This window comes from Autumnicola musiva (genome assembly GCF_031846585.1).
In the GTDB taxonomy this organism is placed as follows: domain Bacteria; phylum Bacteroidota; class Bacteroidia; order Flavobacteriales; family Flavobacteriaceae; genus Autumnicola; species Autumnicola musiva.
This window is the reverse complement of sequence record NZ_JAVRHK010000004.1, coordinates 180650-205820: the sequence shown is the minus strand read 5'-3', so window position 1 is coordinate 205820 and position 25171 is coordinate 180650. Positions and strand designations below refer to the sequence as shown.

Here is a 25171-nt window from a genome sequence, read left to right as displayed (position 1 = left end):
TAAACTTCGTTCTCCATTATATCATTGAAGTCAAGTCCGCTTTAACCTCTACTTCAAAAAGGAAATTCGTTTAAGTAATTACACGCAGCATTCCCAACAAACCTATCCAGAGTATAGCCGAATGGCTTCATTCCAGACAAAGAGCTTCCTTTTAAAGATACTGGTCACCAGCCCCGATTGTTATTTTCCATTGCGCTTGTTCTCCCTGTCCCGGTGGAAAGCGCGTTCATTTCATTACGAAATCGTGAACGGAGTCCATCAATTAGGAATTCCATTCATTTACTTCGCTTCCGGTTGTTTTTCAATTTCAGTCTTTCCATTTACACCTCAGGCCGAAGCTGTCCCTACCTTTTTTGTAATGCAAAATACCAATATTTAGAAGTTAGTCCAGACTGCATAAGCCAGTCGCTTACTCCTTTTTATAAGTCTTCCCTAATTCTAAATATTGAAAATGTATCAGCATCAAAAAGAGGTAACAGCAAACGGCTCTATAGGAAGTAAATCAATAAATAACAATTATGAAATCATTTCAAAACAACATAACCGGAAGCGAAGTAAAAAAATCAAAAAAGGAAAACGCTCCGGATATAATAAGTAAATCAATGTTTAATCAACCTGCAAAGAAAAGCAGGTATCTAAATTTTTTAATTATGAGTAATCTAAGAAACCAAGTACAGTTAATCGGAAATGTGGGGAATGCCCCGGAAATCAAAAACTTCGAAAGTGGTAAAAAGGTAAGCAGTTTTTCACTGGCTACTAATGAATACTATCACAAAGAAGGAGAGAAAATTCAACAAACCGAATGGCACAATGTTGTGGCCTGGGGAAAACAGGCGGAGCTTATTGAGAAATATGTTGATAAAGGAAAAGAAGTGGCTATTCGTGGCAAACTAACCTCCAGGTCCTATGAAGCCCAAAATGGAGAAAAACGATATGTTACCGAAATTCTGGTGAGTGAAATCCTGTTTTTAGGAGGTAGCGAAAATCCTAAAGAATAGGCTATTAAAACAAAGAGGGCGTCATCGTCGAAAAAGCGCCCTCTTTTAATTATTAACCCTTTAAATAAGCTAATAATGAAAACCAAAGTTAATGAAATAACGATAAGTTACAACGGTAGTCTGAAAGTGAATTTGCTACCCAAAATAACCTGCTCTAAAAGTGCCGCTGCATTGGCCTTTGATCAATGGAATAAAAATACCATCGAATTGCACGAAAGTTTTAAAATCATCCTTCTTAATAATTCGAATAGGGTAAAAGGCATTTACGAACTATCCTGCGGAGGTATTACGGGTACTTTAGTAGATATCCGCATTCTTTTTGCTATCCTACTAAAAAGCTTAACAACAGCTGTAATCCTGGTGCATAACCATCCCAGTGGAACATTAAGACCAAGTGAACCGGATAAACGCCTGACACAAAAAATTAAAAAAGCAGGTGAACTTCTAGATATTAAAATTCTTGATCATATTATCTTGAATCCTCAAGGTAATTATTATAGCTTCGCCGATGATGGTATCCTATAATAATACCATGTAATCTTAGCCTACTTAAAGCCCTTTTTTTAAAGGGCTTTTTTATTGCCCGCTAATTGTTCTAGATATAGTATAAGGATCTACCTGGAAAATAGGCAGGTTAAATAAATTCACTACTCTAAAGATTTAAACTCAGGATTACGCGCTGACTCAAATCCTTCTTTAAAAGCGGCAACATTCTCCTCCCAATCATAAATTGTAGCCAGTATAAACATGCTTAAAATTCCTAATAGATAAAACTTTACATCTCTGGAATTTATTTTCAGTTTTCTCATAGTGGATTATATCTAAAATTTAGCCTTAAATATAAGCATTTGATTAAAAATGAATCCTTAGCTAATTGCCGCTTATCCTTTACCGGCACTCCATATCTAAGAAACACAAAGTATTCAATTTACCTCCGTTTATTGGTATACCATTTCAGTTGCTCTAATTTTAAAAGCAACCCTAAGTATTTAGAAGTAACCGCAGCAGAATCTATTAGTGCTTTACTAATATGAAAACGTGAAATTTTTTAACTGCAGTTTTATGCAGTTGCCTTAATTAAAAATAAATCGTCCCGCATGCGGGACGAAAAGGACAGCAAGAGGGTAACACGCGATGCGATGTTAAGTCCTTTTTTTCGTAATGATTGCCATTATTTGATATCAATTGAAGTTCAATTTTATGAGCTATTAGAACCTAATGGATTTTTTTTCACGGAAAAATTTTCTAAGCCCAGTAATAGCCACAATTTTTTCACGGAAAAATGAAAAAACAAAGCAAAAATGAATCCTTTAAAAACCTAAGTATTAAAACTTCGGTTGCCAAACGTTTCCGAAAATTCACTAAGGAATTAGGTCTTAGACAATCGGCCAGTCTGGATTTGATGCTAGACTTTTTTGAGACTAACAGGCTCTCTCCTACCCAACATCTAGGCCCCAATATGAAATCCCTGGAACATCATCTGGAGAAAAGAATCAATTCTTCTATCGCCATAGTACGGGCTATTGAAAGTACTCAAACAAAACCTACCCAGGCCATGCTTGCTGCCCTTTTTGAAAGCCTGCCTGGAAAAGCTAAAAAGAAACTCCCTCCCTCTTTTGAACAGGCACTGCAAAATACCCTGGCCCATAAACCTATCATACAACAATTACCTGAAGCCCCACCTGAAAAAGAAGATCTTAAGGAGATCCTTAAAAATATAGAACTGGTGAAACCTACTTTCGGAAATCCTTACCTGAAAGTCAATATGGAATATGATGAGCTAAAATCCCTTAAATATAAATATCATGTATATCACGATTAGCCCTCAGAAAATTGGACCTGCCTTCTCCAGTAGCGTAGCCGATTTTGTAGACTACCTGGAAAAGGAAAATACGGACCGCCTGCCAGAGGCACAAGAATACTTTTTTAATCAAACCCAGGAGAAAATTACCCGTGATCAGGTCATCAAAGAAATCGATGGGAATACTGCAAAGCTTAAGACTACCGAACCCCGATACTATTCCCTGACCATTAATCCCTCCCAAAAGGAATTGCAACACATCAAAAATGACCCGGAAAAACTAAAAGTATACACCAGGGAAGTGATGAAGGATTATGCCGCTTCCTTTAACCGGGAAATTAATGGCAGACCCGTTCAGGTTTCCGATATAAAATATTATGCAAAAATTGAATTCTCCCGAACTTTCAAAGAACGTGATAAAGAAGTCCGGGAAAATGCCCCTTATAACAATAAGATAGCGCAATTAAAGAATGAGCTCCGAAAAGTGCAACGCGGTGAAATTCTCGGCCACCCCCTTAATATTAGAAAAGAAATATTGAGCTTACAAAGGGAAGCTCCTCATAAAATTGAAGGGAAACTCATTGATGAAGGAACGCCTAAACAGGGGAATCAAACCCACCTCCACCTTATTGTGAGCCGAAAAGATCAATCCAATACTGTTAGCCTTTCTCCGGGAAGTAAGTATAAAGCTTCCGAAGTGTCCCTACACGGAAAGATCGTAAAGCGGGGTTTTGACAGGGATCGCTTCTTTGAGAAGGCAGAGAAAACTTTCGATCAAAAATTTAATTATAAACGGAATTTTGTAGAACAATACAACGCCCGAAAAACATACCTGCAATCACCGCAAAAGTACTATTCCATGATTCTCAAGCTGCCAACCAACGAGCGGAAAGTGGCGATGGGAATACTAAATACCGGGGTTTCTAAAATTCCGGATGCCCGGATCCGGTTTGCCGTAAAACAGTTTCAAAAAGCTATAGAACTCGGTTTGAAATCCAGCTCTATCGGTTATTAAATCTATAAACATATGATACTTTATTTCCTTATTGCCTATGCTATAATCGCCGGTGGATTCGCACTTTTAAACCGCCTCAAGCAGTTAAGCTTTAATCAGTGCTTCGGCATTTTAGTCGTTTCTAATTATGCACTGTTTATGGTATATCCCAAGGCAGGCTATATCATTATCATGTGCGCCAGCCTTCCCCTGATATTTATCCTCCTGCTTATTTATGGTTTCGAATCCAATAACACCATTGCTTCAAAATACCGTGTAAAATTTGCGCTGGACTCAGGTAGCTTCTCTATCCAAAATCTTAAACGGGGAGTTTCGATAACCGGCGCCGCCGGAAGTGGAAAGACCGAAAGTGTGGTCTATAATTTTTTAAAACATTTGTCCCGGAATAATTTCTGCGGGATTATTCACGACTACAAGAATTTTGAACTTACAGAATTAGCCTATCCTCTTTTCAAAAATTCCGATCTCCCATTCAAGATTATCTCCTTTGATCCTGTATACCACAAAGTAAACCCCATCGCACCCCAGTACCTTCCCGATGAGGAGAGTGTTAATGAAATTGCCCGGGTACTCATGGAAAACCTGCTGGAACAAAAAGAGCAATATGCCAGTGGTACTACCCGCTTCTTTAATGATGCCGTTGAAGGAATCATATGTGGAATGATCTGGAACCTTAAAACCCATCACCCCAAACTTTGTACCCTACCCCATCTTATAGCACTTTATCAAAGAATGAATAGTGATCAGCTCATTGAATTTTTAAGTTCGGATATCACTTCCAGGGCTATGGCTGATGCTTTTATTAGTGGAATTGATTCGGAGCGGCAAACGGCTGCGGTAAAAAGTACCCTTGCCAATGCTTTTAAAAAGATTACCACCCGAAAAATATTCTTTTGCCTCTCCGGTCACGACATCTCCCTGGATCTAAATAACCCGAAAAATCCAGCTGTGGTAACTATTGTGAATAACCCGAAAAACGAATCGGCTTATTCCCCGGTAATCGCCATGATACTGCATACCGTCATCAAACAGATGAGCGTCAGAGATCGAAAAAGTGCCTTCATCTTAATGGAAGAAGCTCCAACCATCCGTCTCCTGCATATGCACCGAATACCGGCCACCCTGAGAAGTTATGATATCGCTACCCTGTATATCCTCCAGGATAAAGTGCAAAATGATCTACTCTATGGTGAGAAAGCAAGCAAAGCAATCCTGGCGAACCTTTCCTACCAGTTCTTCGGCAAAGTCAACGACCCGGTAACCGCTGCCTATTATGAGAAATTTTTTGAACTGGTTAAACGCGATACCGTCAGTATCAGTAAAGGGGAAGGCCTCAACTTTGATACCCGGATAACTAAAACCAAGAGAGAAGTTTCCAAACTACGGGCAGACCTTTTCTTTAGACTTAAACCCGGGGAATTTGTCGCATATGCGGATGGAAAGGAGAAGAAAGTCCGGTTTAAATATCCGAAAATTCAAAAGGCACTGCCCGGAAAATTTAAACATTTTTCCAAAGATGAATTGGATGCCCGATTTGCTAGTATTTATACCGAGGTGGAAGAGCTTTTGAATGCTACAAAAAATTAGCCGTAGAAAATTAGTTTGTAACTTACTATGAAACTAATTCTACAGAATCTAATCAACGAGTTGGATACTCATTAGGTGTGCTTTAATAAGTTATTCGATTATCCTTTTTTAATGTTTAAACCAACGCCTGTATAGTTGTGAAAAAGTCGGATCATTAATACTATCCTCACCTAATACCCTAAAGTAAAGGCTATCCTCATCTTTTTCCAAGAATGATGGAATCACCTGCCTGCTTTTTTAACCGGTAAGGGGGATAAATCTCGTCGATCAGACGGCCGGTCTTTTGCCCGTCTACTACCGAAACTTCAGGAGTATTTTGGGAAATCCAAATGTTATCATTCACTTTAATAAACCCTCTATGTAAGGAAGATTTATTTATTTTTCCATGGAGACTTTGGTTCCGTAAATCGATCGGTTCTTCCTGATGAAAAAAGTTGCTAAGTAGCGCTCCTAATAATGCGAGGGCTATTACCCAAAGAATAGGAACCAGAAGTCTGTTTCTTTTCACAATAAGAGATTATTAATTATTCCAAGTTAGAAAAATAACTTAAAAAACCTTGATCCGCGCGCTTCATTTAATTCCAAATGAAGTCCCTGATGTTCTCCTAAACTGAATTTTGAATAAACAACGCTAAACTTCCGCTCCTCACCGACCGCTACCGCTTTAGGAACTTCTTCCCTGTAAACTGGTTCTAATCGAATTTTCTGAAAGGAACTCCTTCTTGCTTTTTTTCCCTGTACTTTAAAAAGGGCTAAATCCCCAATCTCGAAACTGATCCTGGACCGGTTTTTTATTCGGTAAGTAATAAATACTTCATCCCGATGATGATGCACTGCTAATACCTCTATGCGCATCCCTGCTTTTCGTTTTACGGCTAAGCGCTTTTTAGCCTTCGAAGCGAAATAAGCTGATAGTTTCTGATAATATGTTTCCTTTCTATCCCTGACTTCTATTATTTTTTTAGGAACCGGTTTAGAATCTGTAATAATTGAATCCCTTAATCTGATCCTGTCTTCTCTCTTTATTTGAAAGGAATAATCGCTTAGACTATCACGGTATTTTAAGGTATAGGTATAAATATCCCCGCCCGATGTTCTTAAAATCAAATTACTCTGCTGCCCGGGGCTCCCCTGTAGCAAGCCCAAAATATCGGGTTTTGTTTTGTCATAGGTAAAAACAAAATGATCTGAACCCGTAACGGCCTGAACAATAGGTTCAGGGCTTAAGACTACCGTATTTTGAAAATCATTACAGTATATTATTTTCGATTGGGCAATGAGTAGCCCGGGTAGCATTGACAATAAATATAATAGTACTGGATTTTTCATAATGCCGGTTTTAAAATTAATTGATGTTGATGCAAAACTTTGACTTTTACATTGCGGTTATTCCGCTGAAAAATACTTTTCAATCCCCGTAGCTGGGGAACCCCCGAAATATTGATATCCTGGATAACATCATCCAGTACCTCAGTGGTTACCTGACTCCTAAAGGAGTTTTCTATATAAATTCCTTCCAGGCCATCAGTGAGATCATAGGCAACCAATTTCCCTCCCGGAATGAAATTTCCTGTAATTTCAAGTAATAAACGATTGGCTCTAAATCCAGCTCTGGCATAAATAAGGCTATTTGAAGCAAGGCTGTCTTTTCCTATCTTTATTGGGTCAATGATTCTAAGTTCTAAACGCTCGTCCTTTCGTATGATTTGGTCTCCGTTTACACTAACCCGAAAACTCTCAGGACTTTTCTCAAGGGGCTGGCTTTCCTGGGCTTTTGAAACAAAGAAAAATTCCAGGTGTCCCTGGCCGGGAATATGATCAGGTGGATTAGTTGATTTATTGACAAGGCTAATACCTGTTGTATCTTTTTCCTTTACTGGGGTGGCTTCAGGTTCAAAATAATACTCGTCAGGCTCGGGACCACTTTTTAAAATACTATCCATTAACCTGTTTTTTTCCTCTTCCTCCAGATAAGGATCATATTCACCAGAACTCTCTAAGTTCTTATCAGGATATAAACTTGGCGGAACCCGGTCACGCTCCTCGCGAAGTCCCTCCACAGCTTCCAGACGACTTTGATACTCCTCAGACTCCCCACTTAATTCAGGTATCCCTGGGTTGCTGATTTTCTCGTCTCCTAGCTTCTCATTAGTCTCCATCCCCCAAAAGCCGTAAGCCACAATAAAGCAGATTAGTAATACCACTACCCCTACAAATACTGCTTTTTTTCTATCAATGTTCATCAGGTTGTTTTATTAATTGGTTCTCAAAAAAATTAGTGATCAGCAGCCCGTGCGGATTATTCGGAAAACTACGGTCTACCCTTAGAAGCTCTCCACTGGTAACCAACTTATATTTTTCCGTAGAACTCCCCCGGTTGATTTCAAACCAGGTAGTCACTTCAAATTTATATGGCGCTTGTTCTAGGTTCACCGTAGATTCAATTTTAGTAACTCTTTGTACCAGCGAATACTGCAATAAACGATTATAAACCCCATCCACCTTTTTCTGACGATACACCTGATCTACAGAACTGTTACCAAGCCACAGGGCTTTTGCGATGTTTTCTTTATAATTACTGGTATTGAGACCATAGAAATACCGGTGGAATTGATCTAAATGAGATTTGACCTCCACCCCTATCTGGTCTTTTTGACTCACCAGTTCCAAAGGAAGCACCCCTCCATCAGGACTAATGGCAAAAGCTTTATTCAAAAAATCCTGCTGTACCTGACGAACCTGATACAGGGAGATCATACTACTGCAAAAAGCCATAAGCAATACACTAAGTACTATAAACCGGTTGAGCCGCAGAACTTTGTAAATATGGGTATAAGGTGTTTTCATAAAAATAGGATTTAAGTGGAAAATATTCGAAACGTGAAACTAATAGCTCTGTGGTAGAGCTTGAATTTTAATAATACGATAAAGGCTACCGAGCCCAACTGGATGACCGGGGACAGGATGCTATCTTCCCCATTACTGCCTATTAGACCAGGCCAGAATTCAGTATTGATCGCCTGGTAGAGTTGATTGATAAATATATTGACCAAAAAGAAAGCGGGCACGATCATATACACCGCCGCATAAAGCTTGAAAAAGCGATAGCCCATCTCCCGAAATTTCTCGAAAACGGATAAACTGATCACCAGTGGAAAAAATACCTGCATCAGGCCCAGGATAAAAAAACGTTCCGCCAGAAATAATGGATAAATAAACAGGTCCATAATCCAGAGAAATAAGCCTAAAATAAAGGCGATCATTTTTAAGGCATAAAACGGGGTCACTAGGTATTCAAAGAGCAAACTTAAAGCTTTGCTCCCGGCCTCAAGTAAACCGACATCCCGGTCTATCTCTATATCCTGCAATTGTAAAGGGATAAGAGCTGGTGCTGTGTCCCTAAAATCAGATTCGATACCTACCAGAATACCATCAAAAACACCCAGGATCTGGTCGGAAAAAATAACCAGCAGCACCACCATAAAATTTTTGATAAGCTCCGAAGGACTCAGTCCCCAGGTATATCCGTCCCTGGCCACAGCTCCTTCGTGGTATTTCTTTATAATATTTACCAGAAAAAGGAATACCGCAAGTGCCTTCATTCCCGTAATGGTATACTGAGAGAACTCAGTTTCTTTAATGGTAGTAAATACCGCATCTACATATTCCAGACCCAGATCCATGATTCTTAATATTGAGTTTGTCGCCGGTTAATTTCCTCCTTGATACGCCTGAACTCAATAAGAATCTCGTAACGTTGTTTTTTTAAACCGATCTCCCGGATAACCTCACGGGATCGCATCCGCTGGCTCTCCAGTACTTCCAAACGTTGTGCATCGTCCATATTCAGCATATCACTAGTGAGTAATTGCTGCATAAAATCCAGGTCCTCCAGGGCATTTTCCATAAGGCTGTTAAAAGACTCGCTAATACGGTCCACTTCCTCCGGGCTGATATATGGTGAGGAAATGATGGCTCTTAAGTCACTCCTAACGGTTTCGTATAAGCTTTGGTTATTTTCCACGATCTCACGGACGGTTCTGAGTTGTTTGATCACTGCGTTTACCTTTTCTATACGCTCCTTTTGTTCTTTTAAAAACCGGGCGGTCTTCAAAAGTTCCGAGGTCTGTTTAGCCGATTCGATAAGGGATTGACCAAGGGCCAAAAAGTTGGTATTGTCATACACCGGCATCCCCTGGCAGGCAGCGCCTGCAGGCAATAATAATGTTAGTGTCAATGCAAAAGCAAATGTTTTAAGCTTCGTTCTGTTTTTCATGATTTTTCTGTTTTAGTGGTTAAAAATTCCAAGATGGCTACTTCCATATTTTTTGTCCGTTCATAAATTTCCATAATAGCCTGATTCTCCCTTCCATCGGTGAGATAGGCAGCGTATACTTCCGGGGGCACCTCCAACCTGAAAATATTGGACTCTCTCCCAATCTTGATAAAGATCTCAGTATACTTGCGCTTGCCTTTTAAATCGTTACGGATGGAATGTAGCTGGTTCAAATCGTGGGCACTAAGGTTAAGCCTGCGAACAAGATCCTTATATCCCTTTTCATTATGAAGGCTATAAATAACCTGGGTATTTTCAAGAATACTGGCTGCCGTAGCATTTTCCGGAAGTTGATTTATCGACTGTAAGATAATTCCTATAGCTCCCTCCTGCTTGCGAATAGCCTGATAATAGAATTCCACGCTTTCCAAAACATTGTCGAACTTAAGTTGCTTGGCAAACTCGTCGAAAAGAATAATGCCCCGTTCTCCAGGATTTTTCCAAATCGTACGTTGTACCGCCGATTTGATCAGTTTAAGCATCACCGAAAGAATTTCCCTGTTGTCCCTTACTTCATCAAGTTCAAAGATGATCAGACGTTTGTCCTCCAATTTATAGGCCTGGTCTTCCCTGGACTCAAATAGGAACCCATACATCCCGCTGCCGACATATTCTGACATGATATGTAGGAACTGAACAGCATCAAAGTAATCTTTACCAATGCCAAGGCTGGACTCAAAAGTTTCCTGGTTTGTAGCCACAAACCGGTAAAATCCTTCTAATGAATATGGGCCAGATTCCTGCTCATAATAAAACCGCAGCATCTTTTTTAGAGCCACTTGCCCCTCTTTGGCGACCTTGAGTCCCGAAGCATAGAGCTCCATCAAAAAACCACACAGGTCTTCAATCCGCTCCGGGCTCAGGTCATCTGGTTTTGCTATATAAAAAGGATTGATCCCTAAGTTCTTTCCATGCTCATAACGCAGGATGATATGATCCTTCGGGTAGAGTTTTGCGAATTTCGAATAGGATCCACCAAGGTCGATGATAACCAAACGGGTACCTCCTTCAAAAAACTGACGTAAAATGTTATTGGCCAGAAAAGATTTTCCTTCCCCCGTTGGAGCGAAAATGGCAAAATTCCTGGCTTTGATTCGTTTTTTATCACTATCCCAAACATCCTTAAGTACCGGGGTATTAAATAAGCGCTCATTAAAGAGGACACCTTCCCCGTCACTGCGATAGCCGGTATTATTGATCCATAAACATAAAGCGTGCTTGAGATCGGTTACATAGAGATCCTCATTAGAAAATGCCGGACTATGTCCGAAATAACTATTTAAAAAATACTGGTATAATAAAGATCCGGCCGGTTCATAAGGTTTTATATCCAATTCCTTAAAACCACTTTTGATCCCGGAACTTATCCGGCTTAGTTCTTTTTGATCTTTACCGGAAAATAAGATGTTTACCTGTCCTCTTACAATTCGGGACTGCTCGTCTTTACCAATAGTCTCGAGGGTTTCCTCGATCTGTGATAGAAAGATCTTATTTTGAATACCAAAATTTACACTCTTTAAAAGCTCTTCCCGTTTTTTATTTAAGATGGCGATCCAACGGGAACGCTCATCCAAAAACAACACCTGGTTGACAATATGATCTTCATATAATTCCAAACCAAAATCATCCAAAAAGCCTTTATGAAAACTGATCTCATCTGAAGTAAAGCAGGAATGTGGTTTGCTGGTTTGTACGCCCTGGCCAAAACAGGATTCGTGGTTTATGGCTAGGATCCCAAACCTTTGGCTACCTATGCGAAGCTCTCCGTCTTTTAATCTTATATCGGTGTCACTGCCTGCACAAAAGCCATTGAAATACTGGGTAGTAAGGGTAATGGCCTTTTCTTTTGAAATTGGCTTTAGGCTTATGTTGGCGGTATTATTCAAATAGCCAACAGAATCGCTTACCGCTGCCATAAATTGCCGGGTTTCATTATTCATTTTAGCGGGTAGCTTTTTTGGAACTTTTACAAATGGATTGGCCCTCTGGGGACGGGAAAAAGATTTGTGAAATGGCCAGGTAAAAAATATATAGCTTTGATGCTCTAATAATGCTCTGCCCTGAAAATGCTTTTTGGTTGCTTTTGAGAGAAAGGTATCCCCCGTTAACCCCTTTGATTCGAATTCCTTTTTAAGATAGATATCCTGCTTATGGACAACACTACTCGCAGGAAGCGATTTTAGGGCCTGAAACCAATTGCTGTGCAATTTTTCATAAGCTTTTTCTGAAAGGGAAAAGATCTCGGGAAGCTTAAGCTCGTAACCCAAAGAAATATTTCCGTTGGCCAGAAAGATCAGATGGTCCTGTTGGTCAATTATCGGGTAATAATCCTGTAAATTAATATTCATAGTACTTGCTTAATCCTGTTTGTTTATTCGAAATAAGTGAAGGTAGCCTTGCACTTACCTGGGTAAATGAGAAACTGTTTATCCGAATTAAGGTGACATACAACCCGAAATTCCACACCACCAGCGCTAATAGCAGTAAAAGCTTAAAAGCGAAAATGATCAGGAGCAGTGATGCGATCACAGAACCCATCTGGATCGCAAAACTGCTGACAGCCAACCCGAAGATCACTGCATTCTTGCGGATATTCCGGTACAACGTGTAGCTTTTCATTAGACTACAATACCAATGAGGTAAGTAAAAATTCCAACTACCGCTCCCGCGATAAGTACAAAAACAAGTACCCTGGTAATGCCTTTTTTAAGGTCTGCATTTTCTCCAAAGAAATGCCCGGCATTAAATAGAAAACCTACCAGGAAAATAACACCCAGGATGATGGGGAACACCGCCCTGATGGTATCCGAAATATCCGCTACGGATTGTTCGATCCCTCCGATCTGTGCGAACATCGGGAGACTGAAAAGGGACAAAAAAAGGCTGGGGTAGAAAGCGTTTTTCATAAAAGATAAGTTTTAAGTTCATTGGAAAACTAAATCTTATCACGATTACAACAATTTGAAATACAACACTTTAACCTTCAATTTCCTGATTTTTATATTATTAAAAGTCAGCGTGTTGTAAAATTATTTATTTGTTACCGGGCGTTAACAAAAAGTCTGCCCACAGCAGAGGATGCATACCAGCCTGGGCCTTTTCGCTATTTATACCCGGATAACAATACCAGTTATGCGTTCTCCCTGACCAGATGCCCCTACGGTTAAGACCGCAGCTTAAAAGCTCAGCCGAAGGTGTGTTATTATATAAAAAGTATTGTGTTTCTCGGAGATTGATGCCCTTTTGATACGCACCCAGGCTGAAATAGGAGGCGGCCTTTCCATAATCCCGGTCTGCCTTGAAACATCCGCTTTTTAGGATATTGCGGATTTCCTTTTTTGTCAGAAGTTCGGAGAGAGATTCACAAAAAGATGGTCGGCCTAAACTCCCGCAACATATTAAAAGATCGTGAAACATATCCAGTTGTTCTTCCCAAACCTTACTGATAAAGCTCAATTGACTCCTTCTTTTTTGATCAACTTTCTCCCCCTTCCCTGACCCTGAGAGATTGGTTTGAAGTATCCTAAAAAGCTGGTCTTTTGGATCCCTTAGCCATAGTATTTGCAAGCCGGTATCAAAAAGCGGCTTTCCTTCTGAATCTTCCTTGTTGCAATAACTGCGGCATACTGAAAGACTGTAGCCTTTCCTTAATAATATTCCAAAACCTAAACCCTGGTTGGAATTCCCTTCAAAGTAGTAACAATCCCGGTAATTAAAATCAGCCAGGTACTTATCTCTAAAGCTGATCAGGCTGGCGCGATCCTCTACCTCCTGCAATAGAAGGACATCAGGGTTAATCTCACTGATCACCCTTGCTTTATGGATGACCGATTCTCGTGGAATCATCTGGCTGGTCATTTTGATCCAGCTATGACCGGCCTTGAAATCTTTTTCCAAAGTCCGGGGAGAGGCTACTATTTTTCCGTGTAAAACGTCCCCGTTTTTTCTAAGTACCAGGTATTTTTGCGGATGTTCTTTACTAAGCCCCATTAAAAATGATAATTCCCTAAGCCTTCGATAATCCTCATTAAGCCTTAAGCCTTTCCTTAATATGGCCTCAAACTCATCCAGCCAGTCCATAAAGTTTTTAGTGTGGCCTGTTCCAAAAAGAGCCTCATCCCTGAAAAACAGATTCTGGATATTATAACTTGCTATTCTCATAATTTATTTGCGTTTGTCGGCCGAATTCTTATCAAAATCGACCAGATTAAATAATTTGCGCATACGGCTACGTACCCGGTTGCCATAGCGCTCCTCCAATTCCTCTGCAATGAGGTTGGTACTTGCGTGGGTCCTGACGTTATGATTTAAGAAAAGCTCATACCTGGAGAGCAAAATTTCCCCCACTACATTACAATCCCGCCCATAATATCTTCCCATAGGTTCCACCCCCAGATCATCCATACACAGGTATCCGGAATTCCCATAGTCCTCAATGGTCTTATATCCCAAATGATTGAAGGAGAAAACGATATTCCGGCTGGGGATAACCTGATAAGCCTTTTGATGCGGTACCAGGTGACGGAGCAATTTTAAAATACTGGTCTTTCCACATCCCACCGGGCCGCTGATAAGCAAGCCCTTCTTTGGATCCATTTGAAACTTCTCACATTGTTCTATGTCAGCGATGATATAATTGCAGAGCTTAAAGAGCAATGCTTCATCCTCTGGGTAAATCTTAAATTCCCTGAATAAAAGCTTCCCCTTGATCTCCAAATACTCCAACATTTTCTGGAAATCGTAACAGACTTTTTTGCCTTTAATTTTTCCGATGTGATAGCTTACGCCTCCTTCAATAATTTCACAAGGGTTGACCATAATCTTTATTTTTTGTGGTTTTTAAATAATCAGTAGCTTCTTTATGACTATTTTTTTTGAATTCCGCTGCCTTGAGGACCCAACTTTGAGCAAGGGATTTCCAATTTTGGACCGGAAGATTTCCCCCCACCTTCCATCCAGTAGCTTCGTAGTGATGATAATATTTCAAGGCTTCCTGAACCGACCATTTTTGTTCTTTAAAAAAATTAACTACTTCATCTGCGCCTTTAGGCCTATCTCTGGTATATTTAGTTTCTTTATTAGGTTTACTATTGTTTGTTTCATATACCAGCGCTTGTTCAGGACTTGTACCGAACTTATCCTTGACTTGTCCATCACAGGGTTTAAACTCATTTATCGGTTGTTTATCACTGGTTTCCAGCTCGTCCATTACTTGTTTACTACTACTCCAAAAAATGGACATCATAACCTGGCTGCCCTTTAAGGGATTTTTTGAAGGGAGGTACGTGATGTAATTCCATTTGCTGAGTTCCCTGATACAACGATGGTAGGTCGTTAAAGAACCGATCTTAGAGGCCTGCATAATTTCCTCTCGTTGTACGAAAAACTGTTTTCTGAAGCGGAACAAATTCCAGTACTGAAAGAGTGCATAATAGATACTGATATGTGTTGAGTTCAACCGATCATCAGTCTTAAACTTTTCAGTTACCTCGGTGAGCATTCGGATATAATTCATAGCTTTCCAAATTATCTACTCACCTTTCGCTCTTCCATAACTTTGGCAATTTTATCAGATTCATAGAAAATAAGGCCGCCAATTTTGCTATAGGGCAGGGTTCCGTTCTCCCGGAGATTATGAAGTGTTCCCGGACTAATCTTGAGCATTTTTATAACCTCACTGGATTTAAAATACTTTTTAAGGGGTTCTTTGGAATGTTGCTTTAACAAATCCTTGATCTCACCCAGCAATTCTTTTTTGAATTTAGCCAGGTCTTCGGTGGTAATAATACTTGTTGGCATTGTAATTACGTTTTGTGTAAAGTCCCCATCCCAGGTAAAATTTAAGGATGAGGACCTACTGGTTTGACTTCGTAAGTACAAAGTTGAATGACTTTTCAATTGTAATTTCACAAGGGAAGACGTAGTTACGAGAAAAATTAACATTCCGGGAGAAGGGAATCATTTGTGGCCATTTCAGCTATTTTGAATGAATAGAACAACCTATAAAATGACTTCACAGAAAGCTACCACATTGGAAAGACTAAATTTTAAGACTTCGTAAGGTCTATCGTAATTACGAAAAAAACTAAGTTTTAGTGACGGTGACATTTTTTGATGCAGAATGCAGTAGGATAACCTTTAAGTTGAAGAAGGTGATACAATTCTAGTGATTGAGAATAAAATAATTGATGAGCAATTATTTTTTTGTAGTAATCAGTCTCTCAAGAATTAGGATAATATATCAGCGATCTTTACTATCCAATTTCCATTGATAATCCAGAATTGAAGAATTTACTTTCAAGGAAGTACAAAGCTGCATTTTTAGAATTTAAAGGAGCTTGAAACCAGATTTGAAAAAAAAACTAATTACAAAAGGAATAAAACCTTACTCGAGAAAGAGGTTATGGCTTCTGCTGAATATGAACGAATTATTTCGTAATATGAAATAGCTGAAAGTAATGTACCATCGCTTCGAAAACAGGTAGTAAATAATTGGCAGGTGGTAATCGTAAATTATAGAGTTGCTTTGGAAAAATTGGCAAGCAATAAGAATCAACTCATAGAGAATAAATCAGTGTAATATATAACTACTCCAGATAATGGTTGTTACCGAATGAGACTTGGGATTGGATACGAGAAAACAGCAATTACTATAACTTAGCATTCGTGGGGCTGATCACCAACTTGAAGGCACAGTTAAATACACCTGTTCTTTGATCAAGCATATATGTGGGATTAGCCTCGTAAGATTTGTTCTGAAAGCCCTCTAAAGTAAATCTCTATGCAGATGTAGGCTTTTGGTTTTGACCTAAAGTGAAACTGCTTTTACTATGGTTCTTCGCTGGCCCTTTAGGTCAAAAAAAATAAAAAGAAGAAATGAGATAGAATAAAACAGTTATTATTTTAATTTTCTTATCCGTAAAATAGTAAATATTTTTTGCCTAAGCCTATTGTACTATAGGTGGATAATTCATTTAATCGGATGGTACTAATAATTTAAATAACCTCATTAAAAACCTGTATTTATTATTATTTAGAATATTTTTTCTTGCCCTTCAGGTATAGCACTGCAATCTTCTTGCATATAAATTTTCAAAAATTAACTTGTGTTTGTTTAAATTTAAAAACGTGGTTTCACCACATTAAAAAGGTGGTTTGAAATTAAATTTAAAGAACATATACGACTATTATTGTCCATATGATATTTAAATCAAAAGTATATGATTTCTGTAGTTTCCTTTATTATTTAATCTCAATTTTAATTTTATAAACCATGCTTAAACAAATCAAAAAAGCTTTATTTTTATTTTCGACAATAGTATTTCTTACTGGGTGTGAAAAAGATCAGGACGCCGTTCTTGAGGAAAATTTAATGTTTGAAGATCAAAGTGAAAATTACATTCCACTTACTAAAGCGGAATTGATTTCAAATAATATTTTATTTGAAAATCCTGAAACCAAACAACCTGTGAAAAAAAATGTCCAAAGTGTTACTCCAATTATGGATCAGAATAAGGATAATTTGTATTATATAATTAATTACGAAAAAGGAGGCTTTGCAATATTAGCAGCGGATAATAGATCCATTCCCATTCTTGCTTATTCAGAAACCCAATCTTTTTCTATAGATGAAAATTTAAAAGAAAAAGAAGGTGTTTCGGATTGGATGGAATTTGCTAAAAAACAAATAGATGAAATTCGAAAAGATAATTTATCGGCTAGTAAGGAAATCAAGGAAGCCTGGAAGAGTTATGAGAATTCCAGAAAGATTAATTACACGTATACAAAAAATTCTAAGAAAGAAGACCCAATTGGTGGGTGTGATCCTGAAACAGAGGAAGTATCCCCTTTAATAGACACTAACTGGAGTCAAGGTTGTGGTTATAATGATTTATTACCCCTAAAATCTTGTACTACGAATGCTTGTGGAAGGGTTTATGCTGGGTGTGTTCCTGTAGCAATAGCTCAGGTTATGAAGTACCACGAGTTTCCCAATAATTACAACTGGAGTAATATGCCTGATAATTTTGGCAGTATTGAAACTAGTACTCTGATTAGAGATATTCATAATAATATAAATAATTCTGATTTAACATATTCCTGTGACGGTACCGGAGTTGATTCTGATTATGGTGTTGCGGGATTGTTTAAATCTAATTTTGGATATTCTTACGCTTCGCAGAAAGAAACAAATTTTTATCAAGAAATAGCAAAGATGAATTTAAGAAAAGGTCAACCAGTAATTTTGGCCGGTTCTAATTCTTCCTCGGGTCATATGTGGGTTTGCGATGGATTTAGAAGATCTGAAACTTGTGTAGGTGGAGGAATGTTGGTATCAATTTTGAAACTTCATATGAACTGGGGTTGGGGTGGAAATCACAATGGATGGTACTCTTGGAATAATTTTAATCCAAATTCTACTTATAACTCGGATAATGTAATATATTATAATATAAAACCTTAAAAAATGAAGAAAATTATTTTTATTTTAGGTATTGCCCTAGCAATTCAATTTTCAAGTTGTTCAAAGAATGATGACCAAGTTCAAAGTTCTAACCTAGTCAATGAAGTGCAGTTTATTGTAAAAGATGAGGAGGGGAATAATTTAATTCCTAATAAATATAACTCAGAAACTATTAAACTATTTTCTGAAATTAATGGTGAATTTGAAGAAATCTTTGATAGTAATTTAGATTATCCACGCAACTTTAAGATAGCTGAAAAAGATGGAGAAAATATTTTATCTATTTGGCCCTTTATTAATGAAGAAGAGGATGTATCTAGAACTCTAATTCAATGGGAAGAGGGAGATGTTGATACTTTAGAAACCAGTTATATAAAAACTGATGATGCAACAATTTTAAAAGAAGTATGGTTTAATGGTGATCTCATACTTTCTAATGAAGAGAATGATCAATATATTTATGAACTATCGAAGGATTAAGAGTGATAGTTAATTATATATACTTTAACCCTCCAATTGTAAGCAGAATTTTATTGATTTTTTGATTAAAAAAGGGATGGATTTTCGTGAAATTCATCCCTTTTTAATTTGAAATTATGATTTCTTAACCAGGAATCATTTCGAGATAAAATATAAAAGAAATGAAAGTATTTGCAGAAAAATCTTCAGATATCCTTTTCTGGGAAGTACTTAAGTAATACTCAGAAGTAATTTCATGAAAAATAATGTTAGAAATCATTATACTAACTTGACAATATAAAACCCATTACTTTTAAGATTAGATGTCTATAAGGGCTCGGTTTCCGATGTGACTTCTGGAATGTTCTCGAATCTTTCATTACTATAAGTTTATTTGCTCTTTAAAATAATCAACACTTAGGTTCCAGGCTATCCTGAAAATCCAGGAGAGTCAAACCTTCCCCTTTATAAGGTATTTAATATCCTTATAAAATGTAGTCTGTATGAAACCTTGCTTAACAATTGTTCGTCAACTAGTTTTTACAAAATAATTTTAAAAAGGTTTCCTAAAATTCACTGAAGTAATCTTTTCCAGAAAATTAAAATTTAAAGATTAAAGCTAATGAAAGGTCTATTACAAATAGAAATCCATACATGTTGCTTGATTTAAGTAGGTGTTCTATTTACCTAGTTCTAGGAAATAAAAGCTTACTTTTCGTCATCTTCACGCATTCTGTTTTCAAGTTTCAGGATAAGTTGATGTAAGTATTTTGCTTTATCCTTACGTGATTTGAGCTCGTAATACGTTTTGTATTTGTTGTCCAGGCTAATATTAAAGATATCCTCAAAGGCTGAAATAATAGTGCTGATATCCGCCGTCCCGTTATTTAGTATTCCATCTGCATGCAAAGCATAGATAATTTCCACCAGAGATGCTTTAGATCCCGTCCATTTAAGCAACTTTGGTTTTCGCTCTAGAAAAAGGGCCTTATTGCCGGGTTGTAACTTTTGCAATTTCTCTCTTATGTAATGTATAAACTTATACATTGCCTGGATCATCGCCCAAAGCATATCGTGCGATGTTGAGAATTCAGGGTACTGGTAGTAATTTATAGTCGGCGCAAAAGGAAAATTATCCAATTTATTCCGCGTAAAAAACTCAGGATCCATATACCTACGCGCCTGCTCCATATAGTTCGCAAAGTCTTTATTTTTAGAAAAAAATTTATTGATTTTTTTAGCCTCCTTTTCCAGAAACCGGATCTTAGGTTGCGTACCTAATTTTGGAATGCTCAACTCGCACCTCCTGATTTCCGTAAAATAAATCAGGTAACTCATCGGGATGGGCTTAATGTTCCTGAAAAAATTAATCTCTTCCGCCGGATCCTCGAAATCTTCCTTTTCCACCAGACGCTGAAGTTTAGAGAGGGTATTATTAGAAAGTCGGATTCCTAATTCGGCCTTTTTAAGAGCATCCTCCTGCGAATTGATGATCCGTTCTACCTCATCCGTAAAAGTTGACATCGTTTTCTCAAACATAGCGTTGGTATTAAAAGAAAGCAAATAATGCCTTTGTTGGGCTAGTTTCAATATGGTTAGGATATATTGGGTTAAAACTAAAGGGGACTAATCTTTCCTTAAAAATTCCAGGGCTTCCAAAGCAAAATTATCGCGGGTTTGAATATAGCAGCAACGATCTATTATTTGCGCTCCTACCTTTCGCTTTTCAAATCCGGCTGTTAATCCGAAATCAATTCTTTTGGATCCTAGTTCCTTAGCACGCATTATGGTTTGGTATAAAAGCTGTCGATAAATGTTATATTCCCTGGAAAATTGATAATCCATTCCGATAACGGCTGGAGTATATACGTTACTACTGTTTTTATAACAGAACATAACCCCAATCAGCTGATCTTGATTTTCTTTCGCATAGATCATAACGAACTCCCATTGCGATGAGGTATTCATATGCAGGAACAAAGAAAATGGATAAGTAAAAGTATTGAGCCCCAAATTATTCTCTTTTACCGCTAAGTACAATTCATAGCTTTTTTTCAGCTCACTATCTGATAAATTATCCTTTATCTGTACTTGTAACTTATCCTTAAACGCTTCAATATCCTTCCTGAAATGTTTTCTGGAACGTTTGCTTAAGGTGCTTACATAATCTGTCGAATCCTTCCAATTAAATTCCCGGTATACTGCCGATTGAGGCATTGATGCTTGAATAAAACCTTTACTATGAAGAAATGATTTTATAGCATTGTTATGCGTATCAAAATCCCTAAGGATGATGTACTGAGGTTTCAGTTTCTTTTCCAGTAACTCTATTTGTTCCAGTAGTAAGTTAAAAGCTTCTTTCCAGTAGGGCGTTTCCTGACATAAGTATAAGTGATCTCCCTCTGTAATCATAGACCCCAGACTCAAACATGAACTGGTATGATAATAAGGATCAGTCTGCCTGGCTTTTTCTATAGCTACAGAAACAGATCTCGGAGCAAGCATATCTTCCTTCCATATACCATAAGACAAAAATGTAGCTAGAATACATTTTTGATTCGGATCCTTAATGATATAGTAGAAGAATTGATTATTATGCTCCGGGGTGTCATTTCCCTTAAGAATTTTTTCCAGAGCTTTCAGACCATTCCAATCGTAAAATCCGTGTCCCCCTGCTGTTTTATTCCATAAATCAGGATCAATCTCTTTAATAGAATGGTAGCTATCTATGCTCAGATTTGGTTGGTGTGTGCCTGTCTTACTTAATCTTACAGTATTTCGACCGAATGCGAAATTTACACGTTCCAAATTGGTATGCGTATCTTTCAATGCCTTGGGAAATTCTACCACCAGCGCTTCACAAAGTCTCTTTATTTCTGAGTATTGATTAAGCCTTGATATAGTAATTCGAAGACCGGTATTCTTAACAGGTACTGCAGGAAAGAATCCGATATTCACATAGAATCCGGCTTTCATAAGTCTTTTCACTAAATTAAAACCAGTCTCAGGCATCCCTGTCCCAATATAGAATACCGGGGAATCATTGTCAACAATTAGTGGAAGCTCGGTCTGTTTTAGACATTTGGAAAAATATGCAATCTTTTCGGCAAGTTCTTCCTGCATGGTATAAATTTCTTCACTCAAATGGATTTTAGCCGATGCGATGGCGGCGCCAACCGAGGCCGGCTCCAGCTGAACCGAAAATGTAAGTGGACCACCAAAATTCTTTACTCTTTGCTGAATCTTTTTATCACTGCAAACCATTACCGCTCCACTAGCCCCAAAGGTTTTGCTAAGTGTTCCGAATAATATTACCCGCTCCGGCAGTTGTTGCAGCACACTCATTACATAGCCGCTTCCATTTTTACCTTTCCAGCTCATCCCGTGCACGTCATCAAAATAAATATGGAGTTGCGGATATTTATTTAGCAATAACATAAGCTCTTCTATAGGTGCGTAATCCCCATACATAGAATACATCCCGTCAGCCATATACCATATCTTGTCGCATCTTGATTGTAACTTCTTAATTTTATCTTCCAGCATTTGCAGGTTGTTATGCCTGATCATTTCCACCGGAACGGATCGTAATTTTAAAGGGTTTACGGCACTCTGTAGGCTCCAATGTACCTGATGGTCCAGGATCACCCCATCCCCATCATCTACAACTGAGGGAATGACACCCATATGACCTAAGGTACTGTTCTTGGTAATTACCACCGGATTTCCGTAGATTTTCGTCATTAGACATTCCAATTCCGCATATAACGGATGGGATATATAAGATTTTGAAAGGGGGAATTCAGTTCCGTAGGCTTCTATAGCTTGGATAGCTCCCCGTTTTAACCGATCATCCTGTTCCAGACCTAAATAACCGGTAGTACCGAAATGAAAAAGCTTTTCACCATGAAGTTGGATTTGTCTGCCATTGAACTTTTCATCTTCTGCATACAGATGAATGGCTCCCGATTCTTTAGCATTTGTCATGACCGAAACAACCGTATCTAAAAGATTGTTATGCTTAATTTTTGCCATAATTCTTTATTTAAACCTCTATGAAGCTAATAAAAGATTCTGTTTTCCAGAAGTTTGCAAAAACAAATGTCTTCTGAGTCAAGTACTGAACTTTAAAGTCAAATACCCGCAAATACTACCAAAACAATACAGGTTCGGACTTCACACAAAAATCATGCGTATTAAATATTATCAATTTTTAATTAAATTAGGTTATAGTTAATAGGGTATAGATGATTAAAGGCGAAAAATATGCAGACTTCTGGATAGAGGAGGGGATTTTGAACTTTGTTTATAAACCAAACACTGTACTCGATCTGGATGGCGCCAAAGCGGTAGTAAGAACAAGACTTCGTTTTCAAAACGAAATTTCCTATCCCATTTTGTGCGATGTCCGCCATTTAAAAACTGCGAGTAAAGCTGCTCGGGAATATCTGGCGAAAAACGGATGCTTAAAAGCACTTGCCGTAGCCATTGTAATGGAAAATGCCTATTCGGGAACCCTATATAAAGCCTATGTAAATATTAGTAATCCCACGGTACCCACCAAAGGTTTCAATACTATTTCAGAGGCACTGGGTTTTCTAAATGAATACAAAATGAGGTAATTAAAATCATGTTGATATGCTTTCCACAAATTTTAAAGCCAGAGTACAGGAAATCCTGGATTTTATAACCGAAATCACACTTGGAAACTACACGTATACGCTCCCGCTCAGAAATCAAAAAGATGAATTGGAACAAATTGTAGTTTCTCTAAACACCATGGTGGAAGAGGTTGATACCGTGGTTCATCGCATAAATCACGACAAAAGTAAAGAAGTCACTGAAAACCTTGTTTTTAACCTTGATTGCAATTTTCAAATAACTTCCTATTCTGACAATGTGGTAGAGACTCTTAAGTATGCTGAAGAGGAGTTGTTAAACAAGCCGGTGAAATTTTTAGTCAGCAATCAAACAAATTTGCCGGATGACCTGTATAAATTATTAAGGCATACCATTGAGGAAAAACTTTCTTTTAAAGTAGAGTTTAAACATCAAAATGGATATTTATGGTCGGGCTATGGTTATTTGCACACCATGATTTCTGGAGGAAAGAAAACCTATTCGCTATCCGTTTTTAAAGCTGTTTATCATAATGAAAAAATTAAAAACAGTCTGAAAGATGAAAAACCGGGAGCAGCAAAATACCCTACAGAATACAGAAGTTTATTATTACGCGATCAACGTGACTTAATCAAACAACTACATCAATATGTTATGGAAAGATTGGATACCAGCTTGCCTGAAATCAGTGAAATCGGGAGCTATATTGGGTGTAGTGCCAATAAGATAAAGAAGATTTTCAAAAAGACATATGGAGAAACGATCTATACATATCATCGCCATAAACGCCTGGATAAGGCCTATACCTTAATTAAAGATACACATATGGATATCAGTTTAATTTCAATTGAATGTGGCTTTCAAAGTCCGGCACATTTCTCCAGAGCTTTTAAAAAAGTTTACGGTTTTAGCCCCTCCAAGGTGAGGAAATTTTAAATAAAAAAGCTTCTGAGTCAACTATAAATTCTTTAAAGTCAAACAACCAGCTACTAAAAATTATAATTTTATATCATTGATAATGTGACAATTATAAGAAAACAGTCACTGATTACAATGATATGCAAAAAGATATTGAACATTTAAAAGAAGTAGCTTTCGCCAAAACCGGGCTGATCCTAAAAATAATTTCATTATATTTTATTTTTCTTTTTGTCTATACCGGCTTCAGTAAACTGATGGATAACCAGTCTTTACTTACCACCTTAAAAAATGCCCCGCTTTTTCTTAATACATTATTTGGCAATTTTTTATCCTGGGTAGTACCAATAGTAGAAATTTTACTTGCAATGATGATAGGATTTAAAAAGACGAGCCAGTCTGGATGGCTAGGGATCATGACCTTGATGACAATATTTACTTTATATACGGCTTGGATCGTTCTGGTAAGCTCATATCAGCCCTGTACCTGTGGAGGATTAATGAGTCTTTTATCTTGGAAGCAGCATTTGATTTTTAACCTAGTCAGCCTGGCACTGGCTATTTGGGCTTATCGGTTGGACACTAACTTAATCAAGACATAAAGATTTTATCGCGATAATGACAGGAATGTGAGCTGAACACCTGTAAAAGAAAGTAGGCATAATTAATTCATAAAACTTAATATTATGAAACTTAGAAAATTAATGTTACCAATGATGGCCTTTGTTTGTGCCATTGGAATGGCATTCGCATCTGCGAATGTAGTTGAAGATCAATCTACCGGGTATATATTCGAAAATAATACTTGGAGAACTGTACAGGTGGATTGTGGGGAAGGCGAACTCAATTGCCGTGTCAAACTTCAAGGTGATGATACCATTTATCAGGTATTTGAAGCGGATTTGACAACCCCAACAAAAGGTAATGCTTCTCAACCGATCATGGTTGATTAGGTAAGTATTAGTGAAGAAGA

At 37.9% G+C, this 25171-nt stretch carries 27 protein-coding genes; 11 read left to right on the top strand and 16 right to left on the bottom strand.

Features of this window, described 5'->3' with window-relative positions; translation table 11 throughout:
- Positions 1-650 precede the first annotated feature (650 nt).
- Complete coding sequence (locus RM539_RS07945; RefSeq protein ID WP_311502854.1) at positions 651-998, top strand: single-stranded DNA-binding protein; 348 nt, start codon at positions 651-653, stop codon at positions 996-998.
- 75 nt (positions 999-1073) lie between these two features.
- Positions 1074-1523 (top strand): JAB domain-containing protein, encoded by a 450-nt coding sequence (locus RM539_RS07940; RefSeq protein ID WP_311502853.1) that lies wholly within the window; start codon positions 1074-1076, stop codon positions 1521-1523.
- Positions 1524-1645: 122 nt separating this feature from the next.
- On the opposite strand, the gene RM539_RS07935 is transcribed toward RM539_RS07940, so the two are convergent.
- Positions 1646-1807: a hypothetical protein gene (locus tag RM539_RS07935; protein ID WP_311502852.1), complete on the bottom strand. Its 162-nt coding sequence runs from the start codon at positions 1805-1807 to the stop codon at positions 1646-1648.
- Positions 1808-2280: 473 nt separating this feature from the next.
- Between RM539_RS07935 and RM539_RS07930 the strand changes: the two genes are divergently transcribed.
- From RM539_RS07930 to RM539_RS07920, 3 genes are read left to right on the top strand one after another with little or no spacing between them, the layout of a single operon-like run.
- Positions 2281-2820: a BfmA/BtgA family mobilization protein gene (locus RM539_RS07930; RefSeq protein WP_311502851.1), complete on the top strand. Its 540-nt coding sequence runs from the start codon at positions 2281-2283 to the stop codon at positions 2818-2820.
- A complete protein-coding gene (gene mobB / locus RM539_RS07925) occupies positions 2804-3814 on the top strand; it encodes a MobB family relaxase (RefSeq protein WP_311502850.1) in 1011 nt (336 codons plus the stop codon). The genes RM539_RS07930 and mobB overlap by 17 nt, the downstream gene beginning before the upstream one ends.
- A 12-nt stretch (positions 3815-3826) precedes the next feature.
- On the top strand, positions 3827-5401 hold the full coding sequence (locus RM539_RS07920) for a type IV secretory system conjugative DNA transfer family protein (RefSeq protein WP_311502849.1): 1575 nt from the start codon (positions 3827-3829) through the stop codon (positions 5399-5401).
- A 196-nt stretch (positions 5402-5597) separates the two neighbouring features.
- Here RM539_RS07920 and RM539_RS07915 read toward each other — a convergent pair whose 3' ends face one another.
- The 13 genes from RM539_RS07915 to RM539_RS07855 all read right to left on the bottom strand — a co-directional run bounded on the left by RM539_RS07915 (position 5598) and on the right by RM539_RS07855 (position 15536).
- On the bottom strand, positions 5598-5909 hold the full coding sequence (locus RM539_RS07915) for a hypothetical protein (protein WP_311502848.1): 312 nt from the start codon (positions 5907-5909) through the stop codon (positions 5598-5600).
- A gap of 26 nt (positions 5910-5935) precedes the next feature.
- Positions 5936-6730 carry a DUF4138 domain-containing protein gene (locus RM539_RS07910; protein ID WP_311502847.1) on the bottom strand — a complete coding sequence of 265 codons (795 nt, stop codon included), beginning with the start codon at positions 6728-6730 and terminating at the stop codon, positions 5936-5938.
- Positions 6727-7644, bottom strand: coding sequence for a conjugative transposon protein TraM (traM, locus tag RM539_RS07905; protein ID WP_311502846.1), 918 nt, complete (start codon positions 7642-7644; stop codon positions 6727-6729). The genes RM539_RS07910 and traM overlap by 4 nt, the downstream gene beginning before the upstream one ends.
- A complete protein-coding gene (locus RM539_RS07900) occupies positions 7634-8248 on the bottom strand; it encodes a conjugal transfer protein TraK (RefSeq protein WP_311502845.1) in 615 nt (204 codons plus the stop codon). Before RM539_RS07900 ends, traM begins: the two co-directional genes overlap by 11 nt.
- Positions 8249-8259: 11 nt before the next feature.
- Positions 8260-9084, bottom strand: a complete 825-nt coding sequence (locus tag RM539_RS07895; protein WP_311502844.1) for a hypothetical protein — start codon at positions 9082-9084, stop codon at positions 8260-8262.
- Between the two features lie 5 nt (positions 9085-9089).
- On the bottom strand, positions 9090-9677 hold the full coding sequence (locus RM539_RS07890; RefSeq protein WP_311502843.1) for a conjugal transfer protein: 588 nt from the start codon (positions 9675-9677) through the stop codon (positions 9090-9092).
- Complete coding sequence (locus tag RM539_RS07885) at positions 9674-12085, bottom strand: TraG family conjugative transposon ATPase (protein ID WP_311502842.1); 2412 nt, start codon at positions 12083-12085, stop codon at positions 9674-9676. Before RM539_RS07885 ends, RM539_RS07890 begins: the two co-directional genes overlap by 4 nt.
- Positions 12075-12356: a hypothetical protein gene (locus tag RM539_RS07880; RefSeq protein ID WP_311502841.1), complete on the bottom strand. Its 282-nt coding sequence runs from the start codon at positions 12354-12356 to the stop codon at positions 12075-12077. The genes RM539_RS07885 and RM539_RS07880 overlap by 11 nt, the downstream gene beginning before the upstream one ends.
- Complete coding sequence (locus RM539_RS07875; RefSeq protein ID WP_079712052.1) at positions 12356-12643, bottom strand: hypothetical protein; 288 nt, start codon at positions 12641-12643, stop codon at positions 12356-12358. Before RM539_RS07875 ends, RM539_RS07880 begins: the two co-directional genes overlap by 1 nt.
- Positions 12644-12770: 127 nt before the next feature.
- Positions 12771-13898: an endonuclease/exonuclease/phosphatase family protein gene (locus tag RM539_RS07870; RefSeq protein WP_311502840.1), complete on the bottom strand. Its 1128-nt coding sequence runs from the start codon at positions 13896-13898 to the stop codon at positions 12771-12773.
- Positions 13899-13901: 3 nt separating this feature from the next.
- Positions 13902-14555, bottom strand: coding sequence for a P-loop NTPase family protein (locus RM539_RS07865; RefSeq protein ID WP_311502839.1), 654 nt, complete (start codon positions 14553-14555; stop codon positions 13902-13904).
- Positions 14539-15252 (bottom strand): hypothetical protein, encoded by a 714-nt coding sequence (locus RM539_RS07860; protein WP_311502838.1) that lies wholly within the window; start codon positions 15250-15252, stop codon positions 14539-14541. Before RM539_RS07860 ends, RM539_RS07865 begins: the two co-directional genes overlap by 17 nt.
- An 11-nt stretch (positions 15253-15263) precedes the next feature.
- Positions 15264-15536, bottom strand: a complete 273-nt coding sequence (locus RM539_RS07855) for a helix-turn-helix domain-containing protein (protein ID WP_311502837.1) — start codon at positions 15534-15536, stop codon at positions 15264-15266.
- 1474 nt (positions 15537-17010) lie between these two features.
- Here RM539_RS07855 and RM539_RS07850 point away from each other — a divergent pair.
- Both RM539_RS07850 and RM539_RS07845 read left to right on the top strand, forming a co-directional pair.
- Complete coding sequence (locus tag RM539_RS07850) at positions 17011-18201, top strand: C10 family peptidase (RefSeq protein ID WP_311502836.1); 1191 nt, start codon at positions 17011-17013, stop codon at positions 18199-18201.
- A gap of 3 nt (positions 18202-18204) precedes the next feature.
- On the top strand, positions 18205-18681 hold the full coding sequence (locus tag RM539_RS07845) for a hypothetical protein (protein WP_311502835.1): 477 nt from the start codon (positions 18205-18207) through the stop codon (positions 18679-18681).
- A 687-nt stretch (positions 18682-19368) separates the two neighbouring features.
- Here RM539_RS07845 and RM539_RS07840 read toward each other — a convergent pair.
- Both RM539_RS07840 and RM539_RS07835 read right to left on the bottom strand, forming a co-directional pair.
- Positions 19369-20199, bottom strand: coding sequence for an RteC domain-containing protein (locus RM539_RS07840; RefSeq protein WP_311502834.1), 831 nt, complete (start codon positions 20197-20199; stop codon positions 19369-19371).
- Positions 20200-20286: 87 nt separating this feature from the next.
- Complete coding sequence (locus RM539_RS07835) at positions 20287-22695, bottom strand: aminotransferase class I/II-fold pyridoxal phosphate-dependent enzyme (RefSeq protein ID WP_311502833.1); 2409 nt, start codon at positions 22693-22695, stop codon at positions 20287-20289.
- Between the two features lie 212 nt (positions 22696-22907).
- Between RM539_RS07835 and RM539_RS07830 the strand changes: the two genes are divergently transcribed.
- From RM539_RS07830 to RM539_RS07815, 4 genes are all read left to right on the top strand, one after another.
- On the top strand, positions 22908-23282 hold the full coding sequence (locus RM539_RS07830) for a DUF7793 family protein (RefSeq protein WP_311502832.1): 375 nt from the start codon (positions 22908-22910) through the stop codon (positions 23280-23282).
- A gap of 16 nt (positions 23283-23298) precedes the next feature.
- A complete protein-coding gene (locus RM539_RS07825) occupies positions 23299-24216 on the top strand; it encodes an AraC family transcriptional regulator (protein WP_311502831.1) in 918 nt (305 codons plus the stop codon).
- Between the two features lie 122 nt (positions 24217-24338).
- Positions 24339-24800, top strand: a complete 462-nt coding sequence (locus RM539_RS07820; protein ID WP_311502830.1) for a MauE/DoxX family redox-associated membrane protein — start codon at positions 24339-24341, stop codon at positions 24798-24800.
- Positions 24801-24884: 84 nt separating this feature from the next.
- Positions 24885-25151, top strand: coding sequence for a DUF6520 family protein (locus tag RM539_RS07815; protein WP_311502829.1), 267 nt, complete (start codon positions 24885-24887; stop codon positions 25149-25151).
- The last annotated feature ends 20 nt before the right edge of the window (positions 25152-25171 follow it).

What these genes read in the sequence shown, in the direction of transcription:
- RM539_RS07945 (WP_311502854.1), top strand. Translation starts at nt 651, where the DNA reads ATGAGTAATCTAAGAAACCAAGTACAGTTAATCGGAAATGTGGGGAAT.
- RM539_RS07940 (WP_311502853.1), top strand. Translation starts at nt 1,074, where the DNA reads ATGAAAACCAAAGTTAATGAAATAACGATAAGTTACAACGGTAGTCTG.
- RM539_RS07935 (WP_311502852.1), bottom strand. Translation starts at nt 1,807, where the DNA reads ATGAGAAAACTGAAAATAAATTCCAGAGATGTAAAGTTTTATCTATTA.
- RM539_RS07930 (WP_311502851.1), top strand. Translation starts at nt 2,281, where the DNA reads ATGAAAAAACAAAGCAAAAATGAATCCTTTAAAAACCTAAGTATTAAA.
- mobB (WP_311502850.1), top strand. Translation starts at nt 2,804, where the DNA reads ATGTATATCACGATTAGCCCTCAGAAAATTGGACCTGCCTTCTCCAGT.
- RM539_RS07920 (WP_311502849.1), top strand. Translation starts at nt 3,827, where the DNA reads ATGATACTTTATTTCCTTATTGCCTATGCTATAATCGCCGGTGGATTC.
- RM539_RS07910 (WP_311502847.1), bottom strand. Translation starts at nt 6,730, where the DNA reads ATGAAAAATCCAGTACTATTATATTTATTGTCAATGCTACCCGGGCTA.
- traM (WP_311502846.1), bottom strand. Translation starts at nt 7,644, where the DNA reads ATGAACATTGATAGAAAAAAAGCAGTATTTGTAGGGGTAGTGGTATTA.
- RM539_RS07900 (WP_311502845.1), bottom strand. Translation starts at nt 8,248, where the DNA reads ATGAAAACACCTTATACCCATATTTACAAAGTTCTGCGGCTCAACCGG.
- RM539_RS07895 (WP_311502844.1), bottom strand. Translation starts at nt 9,084, where the DNA reads ATGGATCTGGGTCTGGAATATGTAGATGCGGTATTTACTACCATTAAA.
- RM539_RS07890 (WP_311502843.1), bottom strand. Translation starts at nt 9,677, where the DNA reads ATGAAAAACAGAACGAAGCTTAAAACATTTGCTTTTGCATTGACACTA.
- RM539_RS07885 (WP_311502842.1), bottom strand. Translation starts at nt 12,085, where the DNA reads ATGAATATTAATTTACAGGATTATTACCCGATAATTGACCAACAGGAC.
- RM539_RS07880 (WP_311502841.1), bottom strand. Translation starts at nt 12,356, where the DNA reads ATGAAAAGCTACACGTTGTACCGGAATATCCGCAAGAATGCAGTGATC.
- RM539_RS07875 (WP_079712052.1), bottom strand. Translation starts at nt 12,643, where the DNA reads ATGAAAAACGCTTTCTACCCCAGCCTTTTTTTGTCCCTTTTCAGTCTC.
- RM539_RS07870 (WP_311502840.1), bottom strand. Translation starts at nt 13,898, where the DNA reads ATGAGAATAGCAAGTTATAATATCCAGAATCTGTTTTTCAGGGATGAG.
- RM539_RS07865 (WP_311502839.1), bottom strand. Translation starts at nt 14,555, where the DNA reads ATGGTCAACCCTTGTGAAATTATTGAAGGAGGCGTAAGCTATCACATC.
- RM539_RS07860 (WP_311502838.1), bottom strand. Translation starts at nt 15,252, where the DNA reads ATGAATTATATCCGAATGCTCACCGAGGTAACTGAAAAGTTTAAGACT.
- RM539_RS07855 (WP_311502837.1), bottom strand. Translation starts at nt 15,536, where the DNA reads ATGCCAACAAGTATTATTACCACCGAAGACCTGGCTAAATTCAAAAAA.
- RM539_RS07850 (WP_311502836.1), top strand. Translation starts at nt 17,011, where the DNA reads ATGCTTAAACAAATCAAAAAAGCTTTATTTTTATTTTCGACAATAGTA.
- RM539_RS07845 (WP_311502835.1), top strand. Translation starts at nt 18,205, where the DNA reads ATGAAGAAAATTATTTTTATTTTAGGTATTGCCCTAGCAATTCAATTT.
- RM539_RS07840 (WP_311502834.1), bottom strand. Translation starts at nt 20,199, where the DNA reads ATGTTTGAGAAAACGATGTCAACTTTTACGGATGAGGTAGAACGGATC.
- RM539_RS07835 (WP_311502833.1), bottom strand. Translation starts at nt 22,695, where the DNA reads ATGGCAAAAATTAAGCATAACAATCTTTTAGATACGGTTGTTTCGGTC.
- RM539_RS07830 (WP_311502832.1), top strand. Translation starts at nt 22,908, where the DNA reads ATGATTAAAGGCGAAAAATATGCAGACTTCTGGATAGAGGAGGGGATT.
- RM539_RS07825 (WP_311502831.1), top strand. Translation starts at nt 23,299, where the DNA reads ATGCTTTCCACAAATTTTAAAGCCAGAGTACAGGAAATCCTGGATTTT.
- RM539_RS07820 (WP_311502830.1), top strand. Translation starts at nt 24,339, where the DNA reads ATGCAAAAAGATATTGAACATTTAAAAGAAGTAGCTTTCGCCAAAACC.
- RM539_RS07815 (WP_311502829.1), top strand. Translation starts at nt 24,885, where the DNA reads ATGAAACTTAGAAAATTAATGTTACCAATGATGGCCTTTGTTTGTGCC.